This is a genomic window from Streptomyces platensis (assembly GCF_008704855.1).
Lineage (GTDB): Bacteria > Actinomycetota > Actinomycetes > Streptomycetales > Streptomycetaceae > Streptomyces > Streptomyces platensis.
This window is the reverse complement of record NZ_CP023691.1, coordinates 4403061-4424148: the sequence shown is the minus strand read 5'-3', so window position 1 is coordinate 4424148 and position 21088 is coordinate 4403061. Positions and strand designations below refer to the sequence as shown.

19 protein-coding genes and 1 tRNA gene are annotated in these 21088 nt (G+C 69.9%); 6 read left to right on the top strand and 14 right to left on the bottom strand.

The window, feature by feature from the left end:
- Positions 1-152 precede the first annotated feature (152 nt).
- From pknB to CP981_RS19505, 6 genes are all read right to left on the bottom strand, one after another.
- Complete coding sequence (gene pknB / locus CP981_RS19535) at positions 153-2138, bottom strand: Stk1 family PASTA domain-containing Ser/Thr kinase (RefSeq protein ID WP_085923706.1); 1986 nt, start codon at positions 2136-2138, stop codon at positions 153-155.
- Between the two features lie 146 nt (positions 2139-2284).
- Positions 2285-3754 (bottom strand): peptidoglycan D,D-transpeptidase FtsI family protein, encoded by a 1470-nt coding sequence (locus CP981_RS19525; RefSeq protein ID WP_085923707.1) that lies wholly within the window; start codon positions 3752-3754, stop codon positions 2285-2287.
- Positions 3751-5136, bottom strand: coding sequence for an FtsW/RodA/SpoVE family cell cycle protein (locus CP981_RS19520; RefSeq protein WP_085923708.1), 1386 nt, complete (start codon positions 5134-5136; stop codon positions 3751-3753). Before CP981_RS19520 ends, CP981_RS19525 begins: the two co-directional genes overlap by 4 nt.
- Before the next feature lie 23 nt (positions 5137-5159).
- Positions 5160-6722 (bottom strand): PP2C family protein-serine/threonine phosphatase, encoded by a 1563-nt coding sequence (locus CP981_RS19515; protein ID WP_085923709.1) that lies wholly within the window; start codon positions 6720-6722, stop codon positions 5160-5162.
- 132 nt (positions 6723-6854) lie between these two features.
- The gene (locus tag CP981_RS19510; RefSeq protein WP_085923710.1) at positions 6855-7385 is read right to left on the bottom strand and encodes an FHA domain-containing protein FhaB/FipA; all 531 of its coding nucleotides are present in this window, start codon (positions 7383-7385) and stop codon (positions 6855-6857) included.
- Between the two features lie 10 nt (positions 7386-7395).
- The gene (locus CP981_RS19505) at positions 7396-8232 is read right to left on the bottom strand and encodes an FhaA domain-containing protein (RefSeq protein ID WP_085923711.1); all 837 of its coding nucleotides are present in this window, start codon (positions 8230-8232) and stop codon (positions 7396-7398) included.
- 534 nt (positions 8233-8766) lie between these two features.
- Here CP981_RS19505 and CP981_RS19500 point away from each other — a divergent pair.
- Positions 8767-8850 (top strand) — tRNA-Leu (locus tag CP981_RS19500).
- A 392-nt stretch (positions 8851-9242) separates the two neighbouring features.
- Here the strand turns inward: CP981_RS19500 and CP981_RS19495 are convergent.
- Positions 9243-9893: an FMN-dependent NADH-azoreductase gene (locus CP981_RS19495; RefSeq protein ID WP_085923712.1), complete on the bottom strand. Its 651-nt coding sequence runs from the start codon at positions 9891-9893 to the stop codon at positions 9243-9245.
- A 125-nt stretch (positions 9894-10018) separates the two neighbouring features.
- Here CP981_RS19495 and CP981_RS19490 point away from each other — a divergent pair, with 125 nt between their 5' ends.
- Entirely contained in the window at positions 10019-10381 is a 363-nt protein-coding gene (locus CP981_RS19490) for a winged helix-turn-helix transcriptional regulator (protein WP_085923713.1), read from the top strand.
- An 84-nt stretch (positions 10382-10465) separates the two neighbouring features.
- Here the strand turns inward: CP981_RS19490 and CP981_RS19485 are convergent, their stop codons facing one another.
- A complete protein-coding gene (locus tag CP981_RS19485) occupies positions 10466-10900 on the bottom strand; it encodes a MarR family winged helix-turn-helix transcriptional regulator (RefSeq protein WP_042151077.1) in 435 nt (144 codons plus the stop codon).
- 176 nt (positions 10901-11076) lie between these two features.
- On the opposite strand from CP981_RS19485, the gene CP981_RS19480 reads away from it, so the two are divergent.
- The 4 genes from CP981_RS19480 (at position 11077) to CP981_RS19465 (ending at position 15632) form a co-directional block, all read left to right on the top strand.
- The gene (locus CP981_RS19480; protein ID WP_085923714.1) at positions 11077-12462 is read left to right on the top strand and encodes a hypothetical protein; all 1386 of its coding nucleotides are present in this window, start codon (positions 11077-11079) and stop codon (positions 12460-12462) included.
- A 168-nt stretch (positions 12463-12630) separates the two neighbouring features.
- Positions 12631-14082 carry a DUF2252 domain-containing protein gene (locus CP981_RS19475; protein ID WP_085923715.1) on the top strand — a complete coding sequence of 484 codons (1452 nt, stop codon included), beginning with the start codon at positions 12631-12633 and terminating at the stop codon, positions 14080-14082.
- Between the two features lie 79 nt (positions 14083-14161).
- A complete protein-coding gene (locus tag CP981_RS19470) occupies positions 14162-15277 on the top strand; it encodes a J domain-containing protein (protein ID WP_167536118.1) in 1116 nt (371 codons plus the stop codon).
- A 10-nt stretch (positions 15278-15287) separates the two neighbouring features.
- Positions 15288-15632, top strand: a complete 345-nt coding sequence (locus CP981_RS19465; RefSeq protein ID WP_167536117.1) for a rhodanese-like domain-containing protein — start codon at positions 15288-15290, stop codon at positions 15630-15632.
- Positions 15633-15922: 290 nt separating this feature from the next.
- Here CP981_RS19465 and CP981_RS19460 read toward each other — a convergent pair whose 3' ends face one another.
- The 6 genes from CP981_RS19460 to paaA all read right to left on the bottom strand — a co-directional run bounded on the left by CP981_RS19460 (position 15923) and on the right by paaA (position 20922).
- Positions 15923-17056, bottom strand: coding sequence for an acyl-CoA dehydrogenase family protein (locus CP981_RS19460; protein WP_085923717.1), 1134 nt, complete (start codon positions 17054-17056; stop codon positions 15923-15925).
- 342 nt (positions 17057-17398) lie between these two features.
- Positions 17399-18442, bottom strand: coding sequence for a 2Fe-2S iron-sulfur cluster-binding protein (locus CP981_RS19455; RefSeq protein ID WP_085923718.1), 1044 nt, complete (start codon positions 18440-18442; stop codon positions 17399-17401).
- On the bottom strand, positions 18442-18939 hold the full coding sequence (gene paaD, locus CP981_RS19450) for a 1,2-phenylacetyl-CoA epoxidase subunit PaaD (protein ID WP_085923719.1): 498 nt from the start codon (positions 18937-18939) through the stop codon (positions 18442-18444). The genes CP981_RS19455 and paaD overlap by 1 nt, the downstream gene beginning before the upstream one ends.
- Positions 18933-19649, bottom strand: coding sequence for a 1,2-phenylacetyl-CoA epoxidase subunit PaaC (gene paaC / locus CP981_RS19445; RefSeq protein ID WP_085923720.1), 717 nt, complete (start codon positions 19647-19649; stop codon positions 18933-18935). Before paaC ends, paaD begins: the two co-directional genes overlap by 7 nt.
- Positions 19649-19975, bottom strand: a complete 327-nt coding sequence (gene paaB / locus CP981_RS19440) for a 1,2-phenylacetyl-CoA epoxidase subunit PaaB (RefSeq protein ID WP_085923721.1) — start codon at positions 19973-19975, stop codon at positions 19649-19651. The genes paaC and paaB overlap by 1 nt, the downstream gene beginning before the upstream one ends.
- On the bottom strand, positions 19972-20922 hold the full coding sequence (paaA, locus tag CP981_RS19435; protein WP_085923722.1) for a 1,2-phenylacetyl-CoA epoxidase subunit PaaA: 951 nt from the start codon (positions 20920-20922) through the stop codon (positions 19972-19974). Before paaA ends, paaB begins: the two co-directional genes overlap by 4 nt.
- Positions 20923-21088 lie beyond the last annotated feature (166 nt).

Here is a 21088-nt window from a genome sequence, read left to right as displayed (position 1 = left end):
GCGCAGAGCTTCCCAGGAAGCTCCGGTGCTCCCAGGCAGAGACCCGGCCTTCCCTGGCCCCGACGCTCCCACCTCCGCGCAGCAGAAAGCCCCGGCGCCCTCTGAAGGGCCGCCGGGGCTTCGTGTCTGCCAGGGCCGAAGCGGCCGGGCTGCTAGCCGAACGCTCCGCCGAGGAATCCACCGCCGTCATCGCCGCCGTTGCCGCCCCCGCCGCCGATGGTGGTCAGCGTCACGGTGGTGGTCTTGGGGTCGGACGGTGTCGCCGGCTGCGGGTCCTGGGCGGCCACGCGGGCGTTGTCGTCCTGCGAGCTGTCGGCGGCGAACTGGATGTTGGTGAAGCCGGCCTGCTGGAGCGCCTTCTTCGCGTCCTTCACCGTCTGGCCGATGACACCCGGGACCGGCGTCTGGGCCCCCGCCTTGCCGACCGTCAGGGTCACGGTGGAGCCGAGCTTGGCCGGGGTGCTTCCCTCGGGGCTCTGGCTCTGCACCTTGCCGACCTGGTTCGGGTCGGTGACATCCTGCTCGACCTTGGCGACCTTGAAGCCCAGGTCCTCGAGCTGCTTCTTGGCCGCCTCGAAGTCCTGTCCCGTGACGGGCGGGACGTTCCGCTTCGGGGACTCCTGAGCAACAGTGAGGACGATCTGCGTGCTCTTGGACGCCTCGCTCTGGGGCTGGGGATTCTGGCCGATCACGGTGCCCGGGTTCCGGTCGGATTCCTTCTTGACCTGTCGGACGTTCTTGAAGCCCTTGCGGCCGAGGCGTTCGACCGCCTTTTGGTACGAGAGGTCTTCCACGTCCGGAACGGTGACCTTGATGGGCCCGGTGCACAGCGTGACCTTGACCGCCTCATCCTTGTCGACCTCGCCGCCGGCCTCCGGGGTCTGCGCGGTGACCTGGCCCTTCTTGACGTTGTCACAGGCCTTGCGGCCCCCCTCGGACACCTTGAAGCCGCCGTTCCGGCCGGACGCCTTGGCTTCCTTGAAGTACTTGCCGATGAGGCTGGGCACTGGTGTGCTGCCACCCCCATTGGTCTTGCTGAACATCGCCTTGCCGATGAAGATCGCACCGATCAGGACGAGGACGGCCGCGATCACCAGCAGGATCGTCGAGGTGTTGCTCTTCTTCTGGCCGCCACCGCGGCGCCGGTCGCCGCGGTCGTCATAGCCGTAGCCCCCGTCATCCGCGTTCATCGGCGGAAGCATGGAGGTCTGGCCGGCCGGGTCCTGCGGACGCAGCATGGTGGTCGGCTGGTCCTGGTCGTAGCCGCCCGCGCCCATCGCGGCGGCCGCTGCGACCGGCTGGCCGTCCAGCGCCGCCTCGATGTCGGCACGCATCTCGTCGGCCGACTGATAGCGGTAGTCCGGGTCCTTGACCAGCGCCTTCAGGACGATGGCGTCCATCTCCGGCGTGATCTCGGGGTCGAAGTTGCTCGGCTTCTGCGGCTCCTCGCGGACATGCTGATAGGCCACCGCGACCGGTGAGTCACCGACGAACGGGGGCCGTACCGTGAGCAGCTCGTAGAGCAGACAGCCGGTGGAGTACAGGTCGGAGCGGGCGTCGACCTGCTCGCCCTTGGCCTGCTCGGGCGAGAGGTACTGGGCCGTACCGATGACCGCCGCGGTCTGCGTCATGGTCATCCCGGCATCACCCATGGCCCGGGCGATGCCGAAGTCCATGACCTTGACCTGGCCGGTGCGCGTCAGCATGACGTTGGCCGGCTTGATGTCGCGGTGGACGATGCCGGCCCGGTGGGAGTACTCCAGCGCCTGGAGGACACCGGTGGTCATCTCCAGCGAGCGCTCGGGCAGCAGCTTTCTTCCGGAGTGCAGCAGCTCACGGAGCGTGGAGCCGTCCACGTACTCCATGACGATGTACGGGATCGAGACACCGTCGACATAGTCCTCGCCGGTGTCGTAGACCGCGACGATCGACGGATGGTTCAGCGAGGCGGCCGACTGGGCCTCACGGCGGAACCGGGCCTGGAAGGACGGGTCACGGGCGAGGTCCACCCGCAGCGTCTTCACAGCCACGGTGCGGCCCAGGCGGGTGTCATGCGCGAGGTACACCTCGGCCATGCCACCGCGGCCGAGCACCGAGCCCAGCTCGTACCGGCCGCCGAGGCGACGCGGCTCTTCCATAAGCTTCTCCAGCCCTCTCCGTCAGTCCCGACCGCACCGGTGTGTGGTCCGGCGGTGTGCTGTCCGGGCATACCGTACCCGCCACGCCGTACCGGACCGGGCCGGAGCCGCAACCTGATATGTGACCGGTATGGGCATGATCCGCGTCACTTCTCGCCTTCGAGTACCGCCCGCATGACGTCCTTTGCGACCGGAGCTGCGAGCCTGCCGCCGGCGATGTCATCGCGGAGCGTGTCGGATCCCTCAATGACGACGGCCACCGCGACCGGGGTGCCCTTGTTGGTCTTCGCGTAGGAGATGAACCAGGCGTACGGATTGTCCTTGTTGTTCTCGCCGTGCTGCGCGGTGCCGGTCTTACCGCCGACGGTGACGCCCGGGAGCTGGGCGGCGGTTCCCGTGCCCGACTTGACCACGGTCTCCATGATGCTCTGGACCTTCTGCGCGTTCTCCGGGCTGAGCGGCTGGCTCATCTCCTGCGGAGTGTGCTGCTGGACCACATTGAGGTTCGGCGCGACCAGCGAGTCGACCATGTACGGCTTCATCAGCTTGCCGCCGTTGGCGACCGCCGAGGCGACCATGGCCATCTGGAGCGGTGTGGCGCGGTTGGAGGCCTGGCCGATGCCCGCCATCGCGTTCTGCGGCCGGTTGTCCTTGGGGAAGATGCTCTCGGAGGCACGGACCGGGGTGTTGATCCCCGGGTTGTTGAAGCCGAACTTCTCCGCCTCGTCCATCATCTTCTTGTTGCCGAGGTCGGCGCTGATCTTGCCGAACACGGTGTTGCAGGACACCCGCAGCGCCTCCCGCAGGGTGGCGTTCTTGCAGGGGATGTTGCCCTCGTTCTTCAGCTCGATGCCCGAGGTGTCGGGGAGCGTGTAGGGCAGCGGCGACCGGGTGTGGGAGTCGACGTCGTCGTAGAGACCGTTCTCCAGAGCGGCCGAGGCCGTGACGACCTTGAAGGTGGAGCCGGGCGGGTAGGTCTGGCGCAGCGCCCGGTTGAGCATCGGCTCGTCGGGGTTCTTCTTCTTCTGGAGCGCGAGATACGCCTCGGCGTCCTTGTTGCTCATCCCGGCGAAGGTGGACGGGTCGTAGGACGGGGTGCTGGCCAGGGCCAGGATCGCGCCGGTCTCCGGGTTGATCGCGGCGACCGCGCCCTTCTGGTTGCCGAGCCCGTCGAAGGCGGCCTTCTGGGCCTTGGCATCAAGGGTGGTCACCACGTTGCCGCCCTTCTGTTTGCTGCCGGTGAACATGTCGACCGTGCGGCTGAAGAAGAGCCTGTCGTCGGTGCCGCTGAGAATGCCGTCGTTGAGCTTCTCGAGCTGGTTGGCGTCGAAGGCCTGCGAGGCGTAGCCGGTGACCGGCGCCCACATCTTGCCGTTCTTGTACGTCCGCTTGTACTTGAAGTCGCCGCTGTCGGTGGTCGTGGAGCCGGTGATGGCCTTGCCGTCCACGATGATGTTGCCGCGCGGGGTGCTGTAGCGCTCGATGGCGACCCGGCGGTTGTGCGGGTCGTTCTTGAGCTCGTCACCCTGGACGAACTGCACCCAGTTGACGCGGATCAGCAGGGCGAGGACGAGCAGGCCGCAGAAGATCGCGACCCGGCGCAGAGGCTTGTTCACGGACGGACCACCTGGGTCATCTCGGCGTCGGTGGAGGGGGCGGGGGCCGGCGCCGGGCGGCGCGCGGTGTCACTGATCCGCAGCAGGATGGCGACCAGTGCCCAGTTGGCGATCACGGACGAGCCACCCTGGGCGAGGAACGGCATCGTCATACCCGTCAGCGGGATCAGGCCCGTCACACCGCCGGCGACGACGAAGACCTGAAGGGCGAAGGCACCGGACAGGCCGATTGCCAGCAGCTTGCCGAACGGGTCGCGGGCCGCCAGCGCCGTACGGATACCGCGCTCGATCAGCAGGCCGTACAGCAGCAGGATGGCCATCAGTCCGGCGAGCCCGACCTCCTCGCCGACCGTGGCGAGGATGTAGTCACTCTTTGGCGCGATACCGAGGATGAGGCGGGAGTAGCCCTGGCCCAGTCCGGAGCCGAGGATGCCGCCGGAGCCGAAGGAGTACATGGCCTGGGCGGTCTCGGTGACACCGCCGTCGAGCAGCTCCAGCGGGTTGAGCCAGTTGTGGACACGCGTCTGGACGTGCGACTCGAAGGTCGCCACCGCGACCGCGCCGCCCGCGCTGAGCAGCAGACCGAACACGATCCAGCTGGTCCGCTCGGTCGCCACGTACAGCATCACGACGAACAGGCCGAAGAACAGCAGCGAGGTACCGAGGTCGGTTTCGAAGACCAGGATCATCAGGCTCAGCGCCCAGATGACGAGGATCGGGCCGAGGTCGCGGCCGCGGGGGAGGTAGAGCCCCATGAAGCGGCGGCTGGCCAGTGCCAGCGCGTCCCGCTTCACCATCAGATAGCCGGCGAAGAAGATCGCGATGATGATCTTCGCGAACTCACCGGGCTGGAGCGAGCCGAGACCCGGGATCGTGATCCAGATCTTCGCGCCGTTCACACCGGGGAAGAACATCGGCGCGACCAGCAGCACCAGCGCGACCACCATCGAGATGTAGGTGTAGCGCTGGAGGACGCGGTGGTCCTTGAGGAAGATCAGGATGGCGAGGAAGAAGGCGACGCCGAGGGTCGACCACATCAACTGGTTGGGCGCCATCGCCTTGCCCAGCGACGGCTCCTGGTCCAGCCGCCAGATGAAGATCAGGCCCAGGCCGTTGAGCAGGGTGGAGATGGGCAGCATCAGCGGGTCGGCGTACGGCGCCCACTTGCGGACGACGAGATGCGCGACGCCCGCCAGCAGGCCCAGCCCGAGGCTGTAGCCCAGCACACCGGCCGGCACCGTACCGTCCTTCGCCAGACCGACGTTGACGTACGCGAACACCGGAATCAGCACCGCGAAGATGAGCATCGCGAGCTCGGTGTTGCGGCGGCTCGGGGCTCCGATGGTGCCGATGGTGGTGGTGTTGGTGGTGCTGCTGCTCATGAGATCTACGGCCCCCTACGCCCTCACTGCTGGGTGCTGCAATTCTTTTCCAGCTTCTGCTGCTCCTGGGAAGGGGCCTGGCTGGGAGTGGCTGTGGGAGACGGAGACGTGGTCGCCGCCAGCGGGCTGGCCGTGCCGGTGCCGCTGTTCCCGCCGGTGCTGCCGGGCCGGTGGCTCGGCGACGCGGACGGGGAACCGGGCTTGCTCGGCGTGCCGGTCTGGCCGTGGCCAGGGTGGCGCGCCGCATCACGCTCGGCGGCTTCCCGCTGCTCCTTACTACGGCAGGCGTTGGCCTGCTTACTCAGCTCGGTGACTTTTTCGCCCGCTTGCGTGCGATTGTCGACCGCGATCGTCTCCTTGACCTGGTTGCGCTGATACAGCGGCAGGTACTTGAGTTCGATCTCGGGGTGGTCCTCGTCCACATCATTGAGCCTGATCCACGCGAGGTCCTGGCTGATACCCCGGTAGAGCGCGATGTGGTCGTCCTTGGCACCGACGAAGTACTGGGTCTGCGTCCAGTTGTAGCCCGCGTAGCAGCCGCCGCCTACGACGGCCAGCGCCAGCGCGATGAGCAGCGACCGCTTGATCCACCGCCCGCGCCGCCGGGGCTTGACGAAGTCCTCGTCCATGAACGCGCCGAACGAGCCCTGGGGCGGCCCGCCGACCTCCTGGTCACCGCTGCCGGGCGGCCCGAAGGCGCCACCGGGCGCACCCGGGTTCGGCCCGCCGGGCCGGCCGAGTTCGGCGGCCCGGGCGGCGGGTGTCTGCATCGTGCTCGGGTCGCTGAGCTGGTTCTGGTTCTCCGCGACGGCACCGACGATGACCGGGGTGTCGTTGAGCTGGCCGGCCAGCGTCTCGTTGCCGTCCACGTCCAGGACGTCGGCGACGATGCAGGTGATGTTGTCGGGTCCGCCGCCGCGCAGCGCGAGCTGGATCAGCTCCTGCACCGTCTCCTGCGGACCGTGGTAGCTGGCGAGGGTCTCCTCCAGCGTCTGGTGGCTGACCACCCCGGACAGCCCGTCCGAGCAGATCAGATACCGGTCGCCGGCCCGCACCTCGCGGATCGACAGATCGGGCTCGACATGATCGCCGCTGCCCAGCGCCCGCATCAGCAGCGACCGCTGCGGATGGGTGGTGGCTTCCTCTTCGGTGATCCGGCCCTCGTCGACCAGCCGCTGCACCCAGGTGTGGTCCTGGGTGATCTGGGTCAGGACGCCGTCGCGCAGCAGGTACGCCCGCGAGTCGCCGACGTGGACGAGGCCGAGCCGCTGCCCGGTCCACAGCAGGGCGGTCAGGGTCGTGCCCATGCCCTCCAGCTGGGGGTCCTCCTCGACCATCACCCGCAGCTGGTCATTGGCGCGTGTGACGGCCGTGCCCAGGGAGGTGAGGAGGTCGGAGCCGGGGACGTCGTCGTCGAGCTGGACGAGGGTGGAGATCACCTCGGAGGAGGCGACCTCACCGGCGGCCTGGCCGCCCATGCCGTCGGCGATGGCGAGCAGCCGGGGCCCGGCGTAGCCGGAGTCCTCGTTGCCCTCGCGGATCATGCCCTTGTGCGATCCGGCGGCGAAGCGCAGTGACAGACTCATGCGCACCTCACCCGTCGGCTCGGGGTACAGCCGGTCTCTTCGAGCCACACTGCCCACCCTCCGGTCGGGAGCACGCCCGGGTCCGCCGAGTGGACCGTCGCGGCTCGCTCGCTCCGCTCGCTCATTGTCGTACTACTTCCGCAGCTCGATGACGGTCTTGCCGATGCGGATCGGGGCTCCCAGCGGAATCGGTGTCGGGGTCGTCAGTCGGGTCCGGTCCAGGTACGTGCCGTTGGTGGAACCGAGGTCCTCGACGATCCACTGGCCGTCACGGTCCGGGTAGATCCTGGCATGCCTGCTGGACGCGTAGTCGTCGTCCAGCACGATGGTGGAGTCGTGCGCTCGGCCCAGAGAGATGGTCTGGCCCTGGAGGGCGACGGTGGTGCCGGTCAGCGAGCCTTCGGAGACCACGAGCTTCGTGGGCGCTCCGCGGCGCTGCCGGTTGTTGTTGCCGCGGCCGCCTTCCTGGCGGCGCTGCTGTTGTGGCGGCGCGGCAGCCTGGCGCTGCCCACGCGCTTCCTGACCGCCGCGACGGGCGGCACCGCGTTGTGTGACGCGCGTGCCGAACAGATCGCTGCGGATGACCTGTACGGCCACGATGACGAACAGCCACAGTACGGCGAGGAAACCCAACCGCATGACCGTGAGGGTCAGCTCTGACATTGCCCCCGCTTCACCCTTCGGCTTGCCGGTAAACGATGGTGGTACTGCCCACGACAATCCGCGAGCCGTCGCGGAGATTAGCGCGAGTGGTGTGCTGCCCGTCTACCACGATGCCGTTCGTGGAACCCAGATCCTGGATCATGGGGGGCGTTCCGACCCGGATCTCACAGTGACGCCGGGAGACACCCGGGTCGTCGATCCGTACGTCAGCGTCGGTGCTGCGACCCAGCACGAGCGTGGGTCGCGAGATCTGGTGGCGGGTGCCGTTGATCTCGATCCAGCGCCTGGTTTGCGCGTGGGGCTGCGGTCCTGCACCGGGCGGTGCCGTACGGGGTACGGACTGTGCGCCGCCGGGAGGCGGGGACGAAGGCATGGGGGGCGGGCTCACATGGCCGCCGCCGGGCTGGCCGCCGCGAGGCGCCGCGGTGGAGCGCCGGTCGGCCGCCGCCGGGCCCGGCTGCTCCTGCGACGAGCTGGAGGCGAGCGTGCGGCTGCGCACGCGGTACAGGCCGGTGTCGAGATCGTCGGCCTTCTCCAGATGGACCTTGATCGAGCCCATGAAGGTGTACCGCTGCTGCTTGGCGTAGTCGCGGACCATGCTGGAGAGCTCGTCGCCGAGCTGCCCGCTGTAGGGGCTCAGCCGCTCGTAGTCGGGGGTGCTCAGCTCGACGATGAAGTCGTTGGGGACGACCGTGCGGTCGCGGTTCCAGATGGTGGCGTTGTTGTCGCACTCGCGCTGTAGCGCGCCGGCGATCTCAACGGGCTGCACCTCGGACTTGAACACCTTGGCGAAGGTGCCGTTGACGAGACCTTCGAGACGCTGCTCGAAACGCTTCAGTACTCCCACGGGGCACCTCCTTCCTCAGTCTTCGTCGGGGTCGTCCTGATCGAGTCGTCCTGATACTGCTTACTGATCGTATCCACGCGTAGGGAAATCGGCTGGTTCCCCTTTCCCGCCTTGAGGACGAGTGTCGCCCCTCACAGGGTTGCCCGGCGCTTGTCTGCTCCTTGTCCAGTGCTCGTGCACTGCGATCGTAGATGTGCCCCGAAGACAGTGTCCCGCAACCGCCGAGCTCTCCGGCCGGGCGGGGCCCGGAGTCGGACATGAAGCGGCCCGGCCGGGTCGGCCGGCCCCGAGGCGGACCGGGCGGCCCGCACCCTGATTGCGGCTACCGCGAGTGTGACCCCTAGGAGCAGCGCGCGGCGAATGCCCGCGGTGAGGCGGGGTGCCGCCCGGGTTGCCGCACGGCGGGGACCGGGGAAAAGGCGTGTGAAGTCACCCCTGACAGCGTGCTAGTGTTCTGGATGTCGGCAGGCGCTCGCAGCAAGACCCGGACAGAACAGCCCGGATCGCGTGAGAGAATCAACCGGCAGCACCCATGCGCGGGTGGCGGAATAGGCAGACGCGCTGGATTCAGGTTCCAGTGCCCGAAAGGGCGTGGGGGTTCAACTCCCCCCTCGCGCACAGATGAGACCCCCGGTCTCCGGAGAAATCCGGTGACCGGGGGTCTTTCGTTGTGTTCGTCACTTGTTGCCCATGTCACGGGCGAGGAGCTCCGCCGGCAGCCGTCAGCCGGATCGTTGAGGCCTACGTCACATTCACAGCCTCCGGCGCCCTCGCCGGACCCGTTTCCGCCCGCCCCGTTGCCTCCGTTACCCGGCGATCTCACTGACGAACGTACGGAACCCGGCGGCAGCGGCCCCGAGGGGTCGGGATTCGGTGCCCCCGGGGTGGGCGCGAGGTGGGGCGGCCGGGCGACGCGCTCTCCCGGCGGGCGCCCGCCGGGAGGTGGCTGCATCGGGCGCGTGGGCAGTCGTGCCGCCCGCCCATGCCCCGCTCCGGTGTCCCGGCCGGGCTCAGGCGGCGAGGCGCGCGACGAGGGCCTTGGCCTTGGCCGCCGCGTCCTCGCGGGCCTTGTCGCGGGAGGTCTCGTACAGCGGGACCAGCTCGGCCATCGCCGGGTTGTTCGGGGCCATGGTCAGCTCCGGGACGATGAAGTCGACGTCCAGGCCCATCCCGCCGTTCAGCACGGCCGCCAGGTAGTTCTGGACGTACTCGAAGGACTCACGGGGCGTGCCCGGCGCGTAGGAACCGCCACGGCTGGCGACGACGGTGACCGGGGTGCCCTTGGCTGACGGCTGCTCACCCGCCGTACGTCCCATGATGATCACCTGGTCGAGCCACGCCTTGAGCGTGGAGGGGATCGTGAAGTTGTACATCGGCGCGCCGATGACGATCGCGTCGGCCCGCTCCAGCTCCTCGGCGAGCTCGACGCGCAGTGCGAAGGCCGCCTGCTGCTCGGGGGTGTGGGTGGCCGGGTCGGAGAAGGCGGCGGAGGCGCCGGCACCGTCGAGGTGCGGCAGCGGATCGGCGGCCAGATCGCGGTGGATCACGGTGCCGTCGGGGTGCTGCTCCTCCCAGGCCTTGCGGAAGGCCGCGGTGACCGAACGGGAGGCGGAGCCGCCCTCGGGAAATACGGACGAGTCGATGAGCAGAAGCGTGGCCATGGGGTCGGTCCTTCCATAGGCGGCCGGGCGGCGCTCGACCACTGGTTGAATTCTGTACGTCACTATTGATAGCACAGTAACTTACTTTTTCGCAGTAGCCAACGAGAAGGCGGTACTCTGGGTGTATGGCGGACCACGGCGAGGCGATGTGCAGGCAGGTCGACGGCAAGATGACGCGCGTCTTCGAGCTGTTCGGGAAGCGCTGGACGGGGTTGATCGTCGCCACCCTGATGCCGGGCCCGGTGCACTTCGCCGATCTGCGGCGGGCCATCCCCGGGATCAGTGAGCGGATGCTCTCCGACCGCCTCATGGAGCTGGCGTCTACGGGCCTGGTCGTCCGCGAGGTGGACGCGGGGCCGCCGCTGCGCGTCGCCTACCGGCTGACGGAGGCCGGTCTGGCGATGGAGCCGGCGCTCAAGGAGCTGGGGCGCTGGGCGGAGACCTATCTCGCCGACGGCGGGCAGTGTCCGGAGCGGTTCCGGAAGTAGGCGTCGCGGGTCGAGCGGGCCGGCAGGCGGTGCAGCGGCCTCCGGCTGGGCGCGCGCTCGCGCGGGCACCCATAGGCGGGCGCCTTACCCCAGTCGTTCCTGGGCGGCGTTGTAGCGGCGCAGATAGGTCGCGAAGCGGTCGAGATCTTCCTCGTCCCAGTCGGCCAGCCGCTCGTGGAACGCCCGGCGCCGGCTGGCGGTGACGTTGGCGAGCACCCGGTCGCCCTTCTCGGTGGGGTGCAGCACCTGGACGCGGTGGTCCTCCGGGTCGACGCGGCGCTCGACGAATCCGAGCTTCTCCAGTGCGGCGATCTGCCGGCTGACCGTGGACTTGTCCAGGAAGTAGTGGGCCGCGAGGTCCGTGGCGCGGCATCCCTGCTGGTCATCGAGGTGCGCAAGCAGGGTGTAGGAGACCAGCGACAGCTCAGGATGCATCCGGGCGGCGGTCGCGCGGGCCCGGCGGGCGAACGCGGTCATCTCCTGCTGGATGGTCTCGACGGAGTCCTCGCGGTGAGCCACGGGTTGCCTTTCGTAGAGGTAGTTGTATAGTACAACGCAATAAGAGAGTTGTAATTGCCAACTGTGGGCTGGCGGCCCCTCCAGGCGTCGCGGGTCCGGGTTGATGCGAAAACCGGCCCCTGCGGCCACAGCTGAGCAGACGGACAGCTGAGCCGACGAGCGGAAAGGCCTGGCCCTTGAGTACGGTCCGACGTCCCGACCACCGAAGCGCGCACGGTCCCGCGCGCGCCGCCCACGCCAACGGGCTGCGTCACGTCCTGACGCACCTGATCACCCCGCTGCTGATGTGCATCGGGATGGGCCTGGCGTACCTGGGGGCCTTCGCGCACCCGGCGCCGCACCATCTGCCCGTGGCGGTCGTCGGATCCGGCCGGAGTGCCCAGCTGCTCGCCCAGTCGATCAACGACAAGGCGGGCGGTGACCTGGAGGTACGGACCGTCAGTGACCGGGCGGCGGCGGTGGATCGGCTCAAGCATCAGGACATCTTTGGCGCGTATGTGATCCCTGCGGAGGGTGCGAAGGGCGCGAAGGGTGCGTCCGACGCGGTGGATGTGTCGGGGGCGAAGGGCGCGCGGGGCGGGGCGGGCAGGTCCGGTGAGGCGGGGGCGTCGAGTAGTTCGGATGGGTCGCGTACGTCGAGTGGGTCGGCGGGCAGGGACGGGGCCGGTGGGGCGGCGCGCCCCGGGAAGCCGGTGCCCGAGCTGCTGGTGGCGACGGCCGGTTCCGACACCAGCGCAGCCGTCGTCCAGAAGGTCTTCACCCCGATCGCGGCGCAACAGGGCGCGCCGCTGAAGGTCACGGACGTGGCGCCGACCGCCGAGGACGACCCGACCGGTCAGGGCGTCTTCTTCCTGCTGGTCGCGATCAGCATCGGCTCGTACGCGTCGGTCGCGGTGATCGGCGGCGCCGGAGCCGTGCTGCCGCTCCGGCTGCGGACGGCGCTGGCCATCGGCACCTCCTTCGTCGTCGGCCTCATCGGGACGGCGTTCGCCGGTCCCGTCTTCCACCTGGTCGACCACCGTCTCGGCGGGCTGTGGGGCATGGCTTGGCTCTACTCGGCGGGCGTTCTGCTGATCGGCACAGGCCTGCACACCTTCCTCAAGCGCTGGACGACGCTCGGCGTGATGACCCTCTTCGTGATGCTCAACTTCACGTCCTCCGGCGGGATTTTCCGCCCCGAGATGCAGAACGGATTCTTCGCGGCGCTGCACTCCTTCTGGAACGGCGCGGGCTTCGTGGAAGGAGTCCGCAGCCATGTCTACTTCGACGGCTACGGCCTGGCGGGACACGTCTGGACGCTGGTGGGGTGGCTGGTCGCGGGCCTGGTGGTGATCGGTGTGGCGGCGCCGGCAGAGAAGCGGCGGCGTACCGCGGAGGCGGAGGCGGCGGCTCATGCCGTGGCGGTCGCGGCGGCCGCGGTGGCGGCGACGGTCCCGGAACCGGCTCGGAGCGGCCGGTCGGCCGGGGGCGCGGAGCCGGGAGGGGGCCACGGGGCCGCGCATGCCGCCTCGGCGCTGGAGGAGGAGAGGGAGGAGGAACTGGAAGAGGCGGTGGGCGTGTAGCGGTCCGAAGAGTTATCCACAGGCTCTGCGGGCCGCGCGGGGACGTCGGTAACGTCATGGGCGTCGGCCGGGCCGGAACCGGCCGGCGCGCGGACGCACGCAGAACACAGCGACGCTGAAGCGCAGGGACATCAAGAACACAGGTCGTGAAGGGGGAGGTGGCCCGCTATGCCGCGTGTGCCGTACGTACCGGGGTTTGCCCGTCAGGATGCCCAGGGACCGTCGCCCAAGGCGGTGGGGCGGGCGCTGCGGGAGCGGCTCCCGCGTGCCGAGCAGGCCGGGCTGTCGATCGCGGACGGGCGGCCGGACGCGGTCGGGGCGGTCGAGGAGTCCAACGCCGGCCGGCTGCCCGAGCTGACGCCTATACGGGTCGGCCGGATGGCCGCGAGCCCCTTCGCTTTCCTTCGCGGCTCCGCGGGCCTGATGGCGTACGACCTGGCCGTCGACCCGGTGACCGGCATCGGCACACAGATCTGCGGAGACGCGCATGCCGCCAACTTCGGCCTCTACGGCGACGCCCGCGGCGGCCTCGTCATCGACCTCAACGACTTCGACGAGACCCTGCACGGACCGTGGGAATGGGATGTGAAGCGGCTCGCGGCGTCGGTCGTGCTGGCCGGCCGGGAGGCGGGCGCCGATGAGGACGACTGCCGCAGGGCGGCGCAGGACGCGGCGGGCTCCTATCGGCGCACGATGCGGCTGCTGGCCAAGCTGCCGGCCGTCGAGGCGTGGAACGCGATCGCCGACGAGGACCTGGTCTCGCACACCGACGCCCGGGATCTGCTGGGAACCCTGGAGCAGGTCGCGGAGAAGGCCCGTAAGAACACCAGCGCGCGGTTCGCGGCCAAGGCGACGGAGCCGGTGGCGGACGGCGGCCGCCGTTTCGTGGACGCGCAGCCGGTTCTGCGGCGGGTGCCGGACGCGGAGGCCGCAGCCGTGGCCGCGTCCCTCACCGGCTATCTGGACACCATCGCCGAGCACCGACTGCCCCTGCTGGCCCGGTACGCGGTGCACGATGTGGCTTTCCGTGTGGTCGGTACGGGCAGCGTGGGCCTGCGGTCGTATGTGGTGCTGCTGCTCGACCACCGGGGCGAACCGCTGGTCCTTCAGATGAAGGAGGCACGCGGTTCGGTGCTGGCTCCCTTCGCGGAGAAGGCCGGCTTCCCGGTGCCGTCGGTGGTGCACGAGGGCCGCCGGGTGGTCCTCGGCCAGCGCCGGATGCAGGTGGTCAGCGACATCCTGCTGGGCTGGACGACGGTGCCGGGCATGGAGTCGTCGGGGGTTGGTGGCACGGGTGGCGCGGACGTGGCCGACTTCCCGCAGGACGGGCTGCCCTTCCAGGTCCGCCAGTTCAGAAATCGCAAGGGCAGTGTGGACCCGACGCAGCTGTCCGGCGAGCAGATGGACGACTACGCCCGGATGACCGGCGCCCTCCTGGCCCGAGCACACTCGCACAGCGTCGACCCGCGCCTGCTGGCCGGCTACTGCGGCAAGAACGAAGAACTCGACGAGGCCATAGCGGCCTTCGCGGTCTCCTACGCGAACCGCACGGAAGCAGACCACACGGCCCTGACCACAGCGGTGAAGAACGGACGGATCGCGGCAGAGATGGGGGTGTGAGGGGGAGAGGCTCCCAGCCCCGTAGGAAGCGAGGGAATGGCCGTGGAGGGCCGCGCCGGCGGGGCCGTACGCTGGCCGGGTGACGAACTCGCACGCGGAGAACGCGCAGGACGGCCAGCACCGACCGGACGTACCGGGCACCCCGGACGCCCCGGCCGACCCGCAGGCACCGGACGCCCGCGACGGCGGGCAGGGCGCCCAGCTCGGGCACGGCGGCGGCCCGGAGGATCAGGCCGCGGGCCCGGAGGGACTCGATGCCGGACATGGGGGCCAGACCGATGCACCCGTAGGCCAGGCCGCGGAAGGGGACGGGCCGGGCGTCGGCCAGGCCGGCGCGGGGGCCCGGTCGGGCGTCGGTCAGGCTGACCCGGCGGCCGCCGAGTCGGGCGGAGCGGCCGATGAGCAAGTGGCCGCGGCTCAGGACGCGGCGACCCGGCGGCTGGCGAAGGCGGTGCTGGCCGCGGAGCAGGCGCTGATCGAGTTCGAGATCGCGGTGGAGACCTTCCGGGTGGAGGTGGACAACTTCTCCCGCCTGCACCACCAGCGGCTCGGCCCCATGTACGCACGGCTGGACGAGCTGGACGCGCAGATCGCCGAGGCGGTGGCGGCGCGTACGGGCGACCCCGCGGACATCCGTAAGGCGCGGGAGGCGCGGGCGTCGGTGCTGCCGATGCCGGAGGTCGAGGAGCTGTTCCACGGCTGGATGGGGTCGGACGGGCTGTTTCCGGAGGCCCAGGCGATGCTCACCGAGCAGTCGGTGCGGCCCCCGCAAAAGGTGCGGCCCAGCGAAGAGGCCCGCAAGGTCTATCGCGACTTGGTGCGCAAGGCTCACCCGGACCTGGCGCGGGACGACGCGGAGCGTGCCCGGCGGGACGCGTTCATCGCCCGGGTCAACGCGGCGTATGCCCAGGGCGACGCGGCGGTACTGCGCGAGCTGGCGCGGGAGTGGGAGGCCGGCCCCGCGCCGGCCGAGGAGCGGCTCAGCGAGAGCGAGGAGCTCTACGCGCGGCTGGAGTGGCTGGCCGAGCGCAAGGAGCTGCTGGCCGCGATGGCCGCTGAGCTGGAGGAGAGCGCGATCGGCGCGATGATCAAGATGGCGCCGGAGGACCCGGACGCGCTGCTGGAGGAGATCGCCGAGAAGCTGCTCGCCGATGTCGCGGAACGCGAGACGTACCTCGCGCAGCTGGTCGGGTAGCGTCGGCCCCATGCAATTTGGTTCTGTGCCCACGGTCGGTGTCGACGCTCTCACGTCGGAGGACTTCCTCCTGGACGTGCGCGAGGACGACGAGTGGGAGGCCGGGCACGCCGAGGGCGCGCTGCACATCCCGATGAGTGAATTCGTCGCCCGCTACGGCGAGTTGACCGAGGCAGCGCCCGACGCCGGCAAGGTGTATGTGCTGTGCCGGGTCGGCGGGCGCTCGGCGCAGGTGGCCCAGTATCTGATCCAGCAGGGCGTCGACGCGGTGAACGTCGCGGGCGGCATGCAGGCATGGGAGGCCGCCGGCCGCCCCGTCTCGGACGGTAAGGGCGGCTCGGGGTCGGTTATCTAGCCGCGGAGGCGGAGAGCCGGGCTGCTGGGCAGCTTGGTTGGCTGGAGGGTTGTCCGGTCGGGCAGTGGTGAACCGCCCCCGGACTGCCGTCAGCCCTGAAGCTCGTCAGTCCCCTCCTCCCGGATGCTCGGCAGAGGCCGCTCCAGATGATCTCCCGGGGCGCTGAAGGAGCATTCGGCACCGACGGTCGATTTCCGGTACGCGCGGGGCCGTGGCCACATTCCTGAACCCCGGCGCCCATACGGCCCCCGCCCGCCCCACTCCGGCCCGACGCTCCGGTCGCTCCCGCCTCACCCCAGCGGATGTGCCGCGATCAGCTCGCCGAGGGACTCCTCGTGCGCGGCGGCCGGACCGAGGGAGAGTTCGAGCTGTTTGGCCCAGGCGTGGTAGCGGTGCAGCGGGTAGTCGGTGTCGGCGCCGAAGCCGCCGTGCAGATGCTGGGCGGTCTGGACGACCCGGCGTACGCCCTCCGAGGCCCAGATCTTGGCCACCGCTACATCTCCGGCGAGCGGTAGCGGGCCGCCTGCTTCGGTGGTGAGGCGCCAGGCGGCCTGCCAGAGGGTGGCTTCCATGGCGCGCAGATCGATGAAGCGATCGGCGGCCTGGCAGGCGACGGCCTGGAAGGTGGCCACCGGGTACCCGAACTGTTCGCGCTTGCTGGTGTAGTCGCTGGTCATGTCCAGTACACGCGCGCCGACCCCCAGAGCGAGTGCGCAGGTGCCGGTGGTCAGCACGTTGCGCAGCCATTCCCAGGCGGCGGGGTCGGTGATCATTTTCCGGTCGCTGATACGCACGGAGTCCAGCCGGACCTCGGCGTGCGGCTCTCCGCTGGTGGAGACTTGGTCGTCGAGCGTGACGCCCGGGTGGGTGCGGGGGACAAGGGCGAGTACGGCGTGCCCGTCGGGGGTGTGGGCGGGGATCAGGACCCGGTCGGTGGTCCGGGCCCAGGGGACAGCGGTCTGGACGCCGTCGAGGACCCACTCGGAGTCCTCCTGATGGGCTGCCACGGCGAGGTCGGCCGGTTCGTGCCCGGTGCGGCCATGGGCGGCGACGGTCACGACGAGGTCTCCGGTGCCGACCCCGGGGAGCACCTCCGCACAGAGTTCTTCGGTCGCGTAACGCTGGATGGTGAGCGCGGCGGCGCCGGACTCCAGCAGCGGTACCCGTGCCAGCACCTTGGCCGACTCGCGGAGTACGAGGCAGAGCGCGATCGGGTCCAGGCCCGCGCCGCCGTGTTCGGGCGCGATCGGCAGGCTCAGCAGATCGGCGTCGGCGAGCTTGCGCCACAGCGCGCGGTCGAAGTCGTCGGCGACCGCACCGGGGGTGAGCGCCGGGCTGGGCACACTGTCCGGAGCGACCCCCGAGAAGACGGCCTTCGCCGCTTCGACGGCGGCCTGCTGCTCCTCGGTGAAGGTGAAGTCCACTGCTCTGTCCTCCCACGCGGCGCCTCGATCTGACGAAGCGTCAAGGTAGAACAGGTTGCAGGAATTGGGAATGGCGGAAGCGGTGAAGGGGCGAGGGAGTTGAGGGCGGTGGGGGGCGATGAGCGAGTGGGAAACGTGCTTGTGGGCGTCGGCCGGCACCGGCTCCGGAGCCCGCCTCGCATCCCGGAGCCCGCCTCGCGCCCCGCCTACTGCCTGTGCCGGTGGCCTGCCGGACACCGTTTCCGAGACGCCGCCCTCAGCCGGTGGGTGGGACGGACGGGAGGGTGGCTGGTGTGGCGTCCGGCAGCCATGGGTCGTGCGGCCGGGATGTTCGGCTCGGCCCTATCGGTCGAAGTCCAGCTCCACCTTCTCCGTGAGCGGGTGGGACTGGCAGGCCAGGACGTAGCCCGCGTCGACCTCGTCGGATTCCAGGGCGAAGTTGCGGTCCATGCGGACCTCGCCCGAGACCAGGAAGGCGCGGCAGGTGCCGCAGACGCCGCCCTTGCAGGCGTACGGGGCGTCCGCGCGGTTGCGCAAAACCGCTTCGAGCAGCGATTCGCCGTCGTGGACGGGCCAATTGCCGGAGCGGCCGTCGAGGGTGGCGGTCACGGCGCTGTGCGCGGGGGTGGCGGCTATGGGGGCGGTCGGGGTGCCGTTGTCGATGTGGAAGATCTCTTCGTGGATGCGGGTGCGGGGCACATCGAGGGCGCGCAGGGCCCGCTCGGCGCCCTGGACCAGGCCGTAGGGGCCGCAGAGGTACCAGCCGTCGACGGAGTCGGTCTTCAGGAGGGCGGGCAGCAGGGAGCGGAGACGGGTCTCGTCCAGCCGGCCGGAGGGCAGACCGGCCTGTTGTTCCTCGCGGGAGAGGGTGTGGATGAGCTGGAAGCGCTGGGGATAGCGGTCCTTGAGGTCGGCCACCTCCTCCAGAAACATTGTCGACGCCGCCGTCCGGTCACTGCGGATCAGGCAGAAGCGGGCGTCCGGCTGCTGGGCGAGCAGGGTGGCGGCGATGGACAGCACCGGGGTGATGCCACTGCCGCCGACGATGCCGACGAAGTGGCCGGGGCGCGGTTCGAGGGTGAAGCGGCCTGCCGGGGCCATGACGTCCACCGTGTCGCCGACCGCCAGTTCCTTGAGCGCGTACGTCGAGAACGCACCCTCCTCGACCAGCCGGATGCCCACCCGTAGTACGGGCTCGTCGGTGGCCGGGGTGCAGATGGAGTACGTACGGCGGATCTCCTGGCCGTCGACCGATCTGCGCAGCGCGATGTGCTGCCCGGGGGTGTGCCGGAAGGTCGTGCGCAGCTCGGGCGGGACCGTGAAGGTGACGGCCACCGCGTCGTCCGTGAGCTGCTCGATCTCCCGGACCTGGAGCGGGTGGAACATCACAACTCCTTGAAGTGGTCGAAGGGTTCGCGGCAGGACTCACAGCGGCGCAGAGCCTTGCATGCCGTGGAGGAGAACCGGCTCAGCAGCGTGGTGTCGGTCGATCCGCAGTGGGGACAGCGGATGGTGAGGTCGATGGCGACCGGTCCGCCGGCCGGGCCGGTGGGGCGTGGCGGTGCGATACCGAATTCGGCGAGCTTGCGGCGGCCCTCGGGGGTGATCGCATCCGTGGTCCACGGCGGGCTGAGGACCGTACGGACCTCGACCTCGGGTATGCCGTGGTCGTGCAGCACCCGCTCTATATCGGCCGACATCGCCTCGATGGCGGGGCAGCCGGTGTACGTCGGGGTGAGCTGCACCTCGACCCGGCCGGGTGCGGTGAGCTGCACACCGCGCAGCACGCCCAGCTCGGCGAGGGTGAGTACCGGCAGCTCGGGGTCGGGCACGGAGCCGGCCAGCGCCAGCAGTTCCTCTTCGAGGGCGGTGGTGGTCACCATGTCGCCCCCGGGTGGCTGCGGTGGAGGTGCTGCATCTCGGCGAGCAGCCGTCCGAACGATTCGGTGTGCAGGCCCTGGCGGCCCGCGCCGGCCCGCCAGGCGCCGTGCCTGGGGCCTTCGGGGACGGTGAGCGTGGCCTGCTCCAGGGTGGCGGTGATGCGGGTGGTCCAGTCGTCGTGCAGGGCGGCCCACGGCACCGTTTCCAGGCCTTCCACCGGCTCGAAGAGTTCGCCGGTGAACTGCCACAGGGAATCCAGGGCGCGTTGCATCCGGGTGTGGCTCTCGTCCGTGCCGTCGCCGAGGCGCAGTGTCCACTGGTGGGCGTGGTCGCGGTGGTAGGCGACCTCCTTGACGGCCTTTGCGGCCAGGGGCGCCACCTCGCTCTCGGTCGGGGCGAGGTGGTCGAACAGCAGCTCCTGGTAGGTGGAGAAGTAGAGCTGGCGGGCGATGGTGTGGGCGAAGTCGCCGTTGGGCTGTTCCACGAGCTGGAGATTGCGGAACTGCCGCTCCTCGCGCAGATAGGCCAGCTCGTCCTCGTCACCGGCCAGTGAGAGCAGCACGCGGGCCTGGCCGAGGAGATCCAGCGCGATATTGGCCAGTGCGACCTCCTCCTCCAGGACCGGGGCGTGGCCGGCCCACTCGCCCAGGCGGTGGGAGAGGATCAGGGCGTCGTCCCCGAGTATCAGGGCCGGGGTGGCGGTGATGTTCATCAAAGGTGATGCACCCCGTCCGGGATCTCGTAGAAGGTCGGGTGGCGGTAGGGCTTGTCGCCGGCCGGCTCGAAGAAGGAGTCCTTCTCGTCCGGCGAGGAGGCGGTAACCTGCGCCGAGGGCACCACCCAGATGGAGACGCCCTCCGAGCGGCGGGTGTAGAGGTCACGGGCGTTGCGCAGTGCCATTTCGGCGTCCGGGGCGTGCAGGCTGCCGGCATGGGTGTGCGAGAGACCGCGGCGGCTGCGGACGAAGACCTCCCACAGCGGCCAGTCGGTGGGCGCTGCGGTGGTGGCGGCCGTGTCGGCGGGGCGTGGTGTCGTCATCGGGTGGCCTTCCCGTGCTTGGCCGCGTGGGCGGCGGCTGCCTCGCGGACCCAGGCGCCATCCTCATGGGCCTGTCGCCGGCGGCTGATCCGTTGTGCGTTGCAGGGGCCGTTGCCCTTGAGGACCTCGCGGAACTCGGCCCAGTCGATCGGGCCGAAGTCCCAGTGACCGCGCTCGTCGTTCCAGGTCAGATCCGGGTCGGGGAGCGTCAGCCCGAGGGCCTCGGCCTGGGGGACGCAGATGTCCACGAAGCGCTGGCGCAGCTCGTCGTTGGAGTGCCGCTTGATCTTCCAGGCCATGGACTGCGCGGAGTGCGACGACTCGTCGTCCGGCGGGCCGAACATCATCAGGGACGGCCACCACCAGCGGTCCACCGCGTCCTGCGCCATGGCGTGCTGTGCCTCGGTGCCGCGGCTCAGGGCCAGCAGGAGCTCGTAGCCCTGGCGCTGGTGGAAGGACTCCTCCTTGCAGATACGGACCATGGCGCGGGCGTAGGGACCGTACGAACACCGGCACAGCGGGACTTGATTGGTGATCGCCGCGCCGTCCACCAGCCAGCCGATGGCTCCGACGTCGGCCCAGGTCAGGGTCGGGTAGTTGAAGATCGAGGAGTACTTCTGGCGGCCGGAGTGCAGCTTGTCCAGCAGTTCGTCGCGGCTGGTGCCCAGGGTCTCGGCGGCGCTGTAGAGATACAGGCCGTGGCCGGCCTCGTCCTGCACCTTCGCCATCAGGATCGCCTTGCGGCGCAGGGACGGCGCCCGGGTGATCCAGTTGGCCTCCGGCTGCATGCCGATGATCTCGGAGTGGGCGTGCTGCGCTATCTGCCGCACGAGTGTCGAGCGGTAGGCGTCCGGCATCCAGTCCCGCGGTTCGATGCGCTCTTCCGCGGCCACGGTGGCGTCGAATACGGCCTCTCGGGCCGTCTCTTCCGGCGCGATCGTCGTCATGTGGTGCCCCCTCGCTGCTCCCGACCGACCGATCGTTCGGTTCAATGGTGAGTGGGCGGACCTCGGGTGTCAAGCCTGTGGATAACTCGGGAGAGGTGTGCCCGGCCGGGCCGCCTAGGTACGGTTCCGAAGCGGAGTTGACCGCATGGATTCTGGGAACGGGGCG

What these genes read in the sequence shown, in the direction of transcription:
- CP981_RS19520 (WP_085923708.1), bottom strand. Translation starts at nt 5,136, where the DNA reads ATGAGCAGCAGCACCACCAACACCACCACCATCGGCACCATCGGAGCC.
- CP981_RS19455 (WP_085923718.1), bottom strand. Translation starts at nt 18,442, where the DNA reads ATGTTCCACCCGCTCCAGGTCCGGGAGATCGAGCAGCTCACGGACGAC.
- CP981_RS19475 (WP_085923715.1), top strand. Translation starts at nt 12,631, where the DNA reads ATGCCGCGTGTGCCGTACGTACCGGGGTTTGCCCGTCAGGATGCCCAG.
- CP981_RS19510 (WP_085923710.1), bottom strand. Translation starts at nt 7,385, where the DNA reads ATGTCAGAGCTGACCCTCACGGTCATGCGGTTGGGTTTCCTCGCCGTA.
- CP981_RS19515 (WP_085923709.1), bottom strand. Translation starts at nt 6,722, where the DNA reads ATGAGTCTGTCACTGCGCTTCGCCGCCGGATCGCACAAGGGCATGATC.
- CP981_RS19490 (WP_085923713.1), top strand. Translation starts at nt 10,019, where the DNA reads ATGGCGGACCACGGCGAGGCGATGTGCAGGCAGGTCGACGGCAAGATG.
- paaD (WP_085923719.1), bottom strand. Translation starts at nt 18,939, where the DNA reads ATGGTGACCACCACCGCCCTCGAAGAGGAACTGCTGGCGCTGGCCGGC.
- paaC (WP_085923720.1), bottom strand. Translation starts at nt 19,649, where the DNA reads ATGAACATCACCGCCACCCCGGCCCTGATACTCGGGGACGACGCCCTG.
- paaA (WP_085923722.1), bottom strand. Translation starts at nt 20,922, where the DNA reads ATGACGACGATCGCGCCGGAAGAGACGGCCCGAGAGGCCGTATTCGAC.
- pknB (WP_085923706.1), bottom strand. Translation starts at nt 2,138, where the DNA reads ATGGAAGAGCCGCGTCGCCTCGGCGGCCGGTACGAGCTGGGCTCGGTG.
- CP981_RS19465 (WP_167536117.1), top strand. Translation starts at nt 15,288, where the DNA reads ATGCAATTTGGTTCTGTGCCCACGGTCGGTGTCGACGCTCTCACGTCG.
- CP981_RS19495 (WP_085923712.1), bottom strand. Translation starts at nt 9,893, where the DNA reads ATGGCCACGCTTCTGCTCATCGACTCGTCCGTATTTCCCGAGGGCGGC.
- paaB (WP_085923721.1), bottom strand. Translation starts at nt 19,975, where the DNA reads ATGACGACACCACGCCCCGCCGACACGGCCGCCACCACCGCAGCGCCC.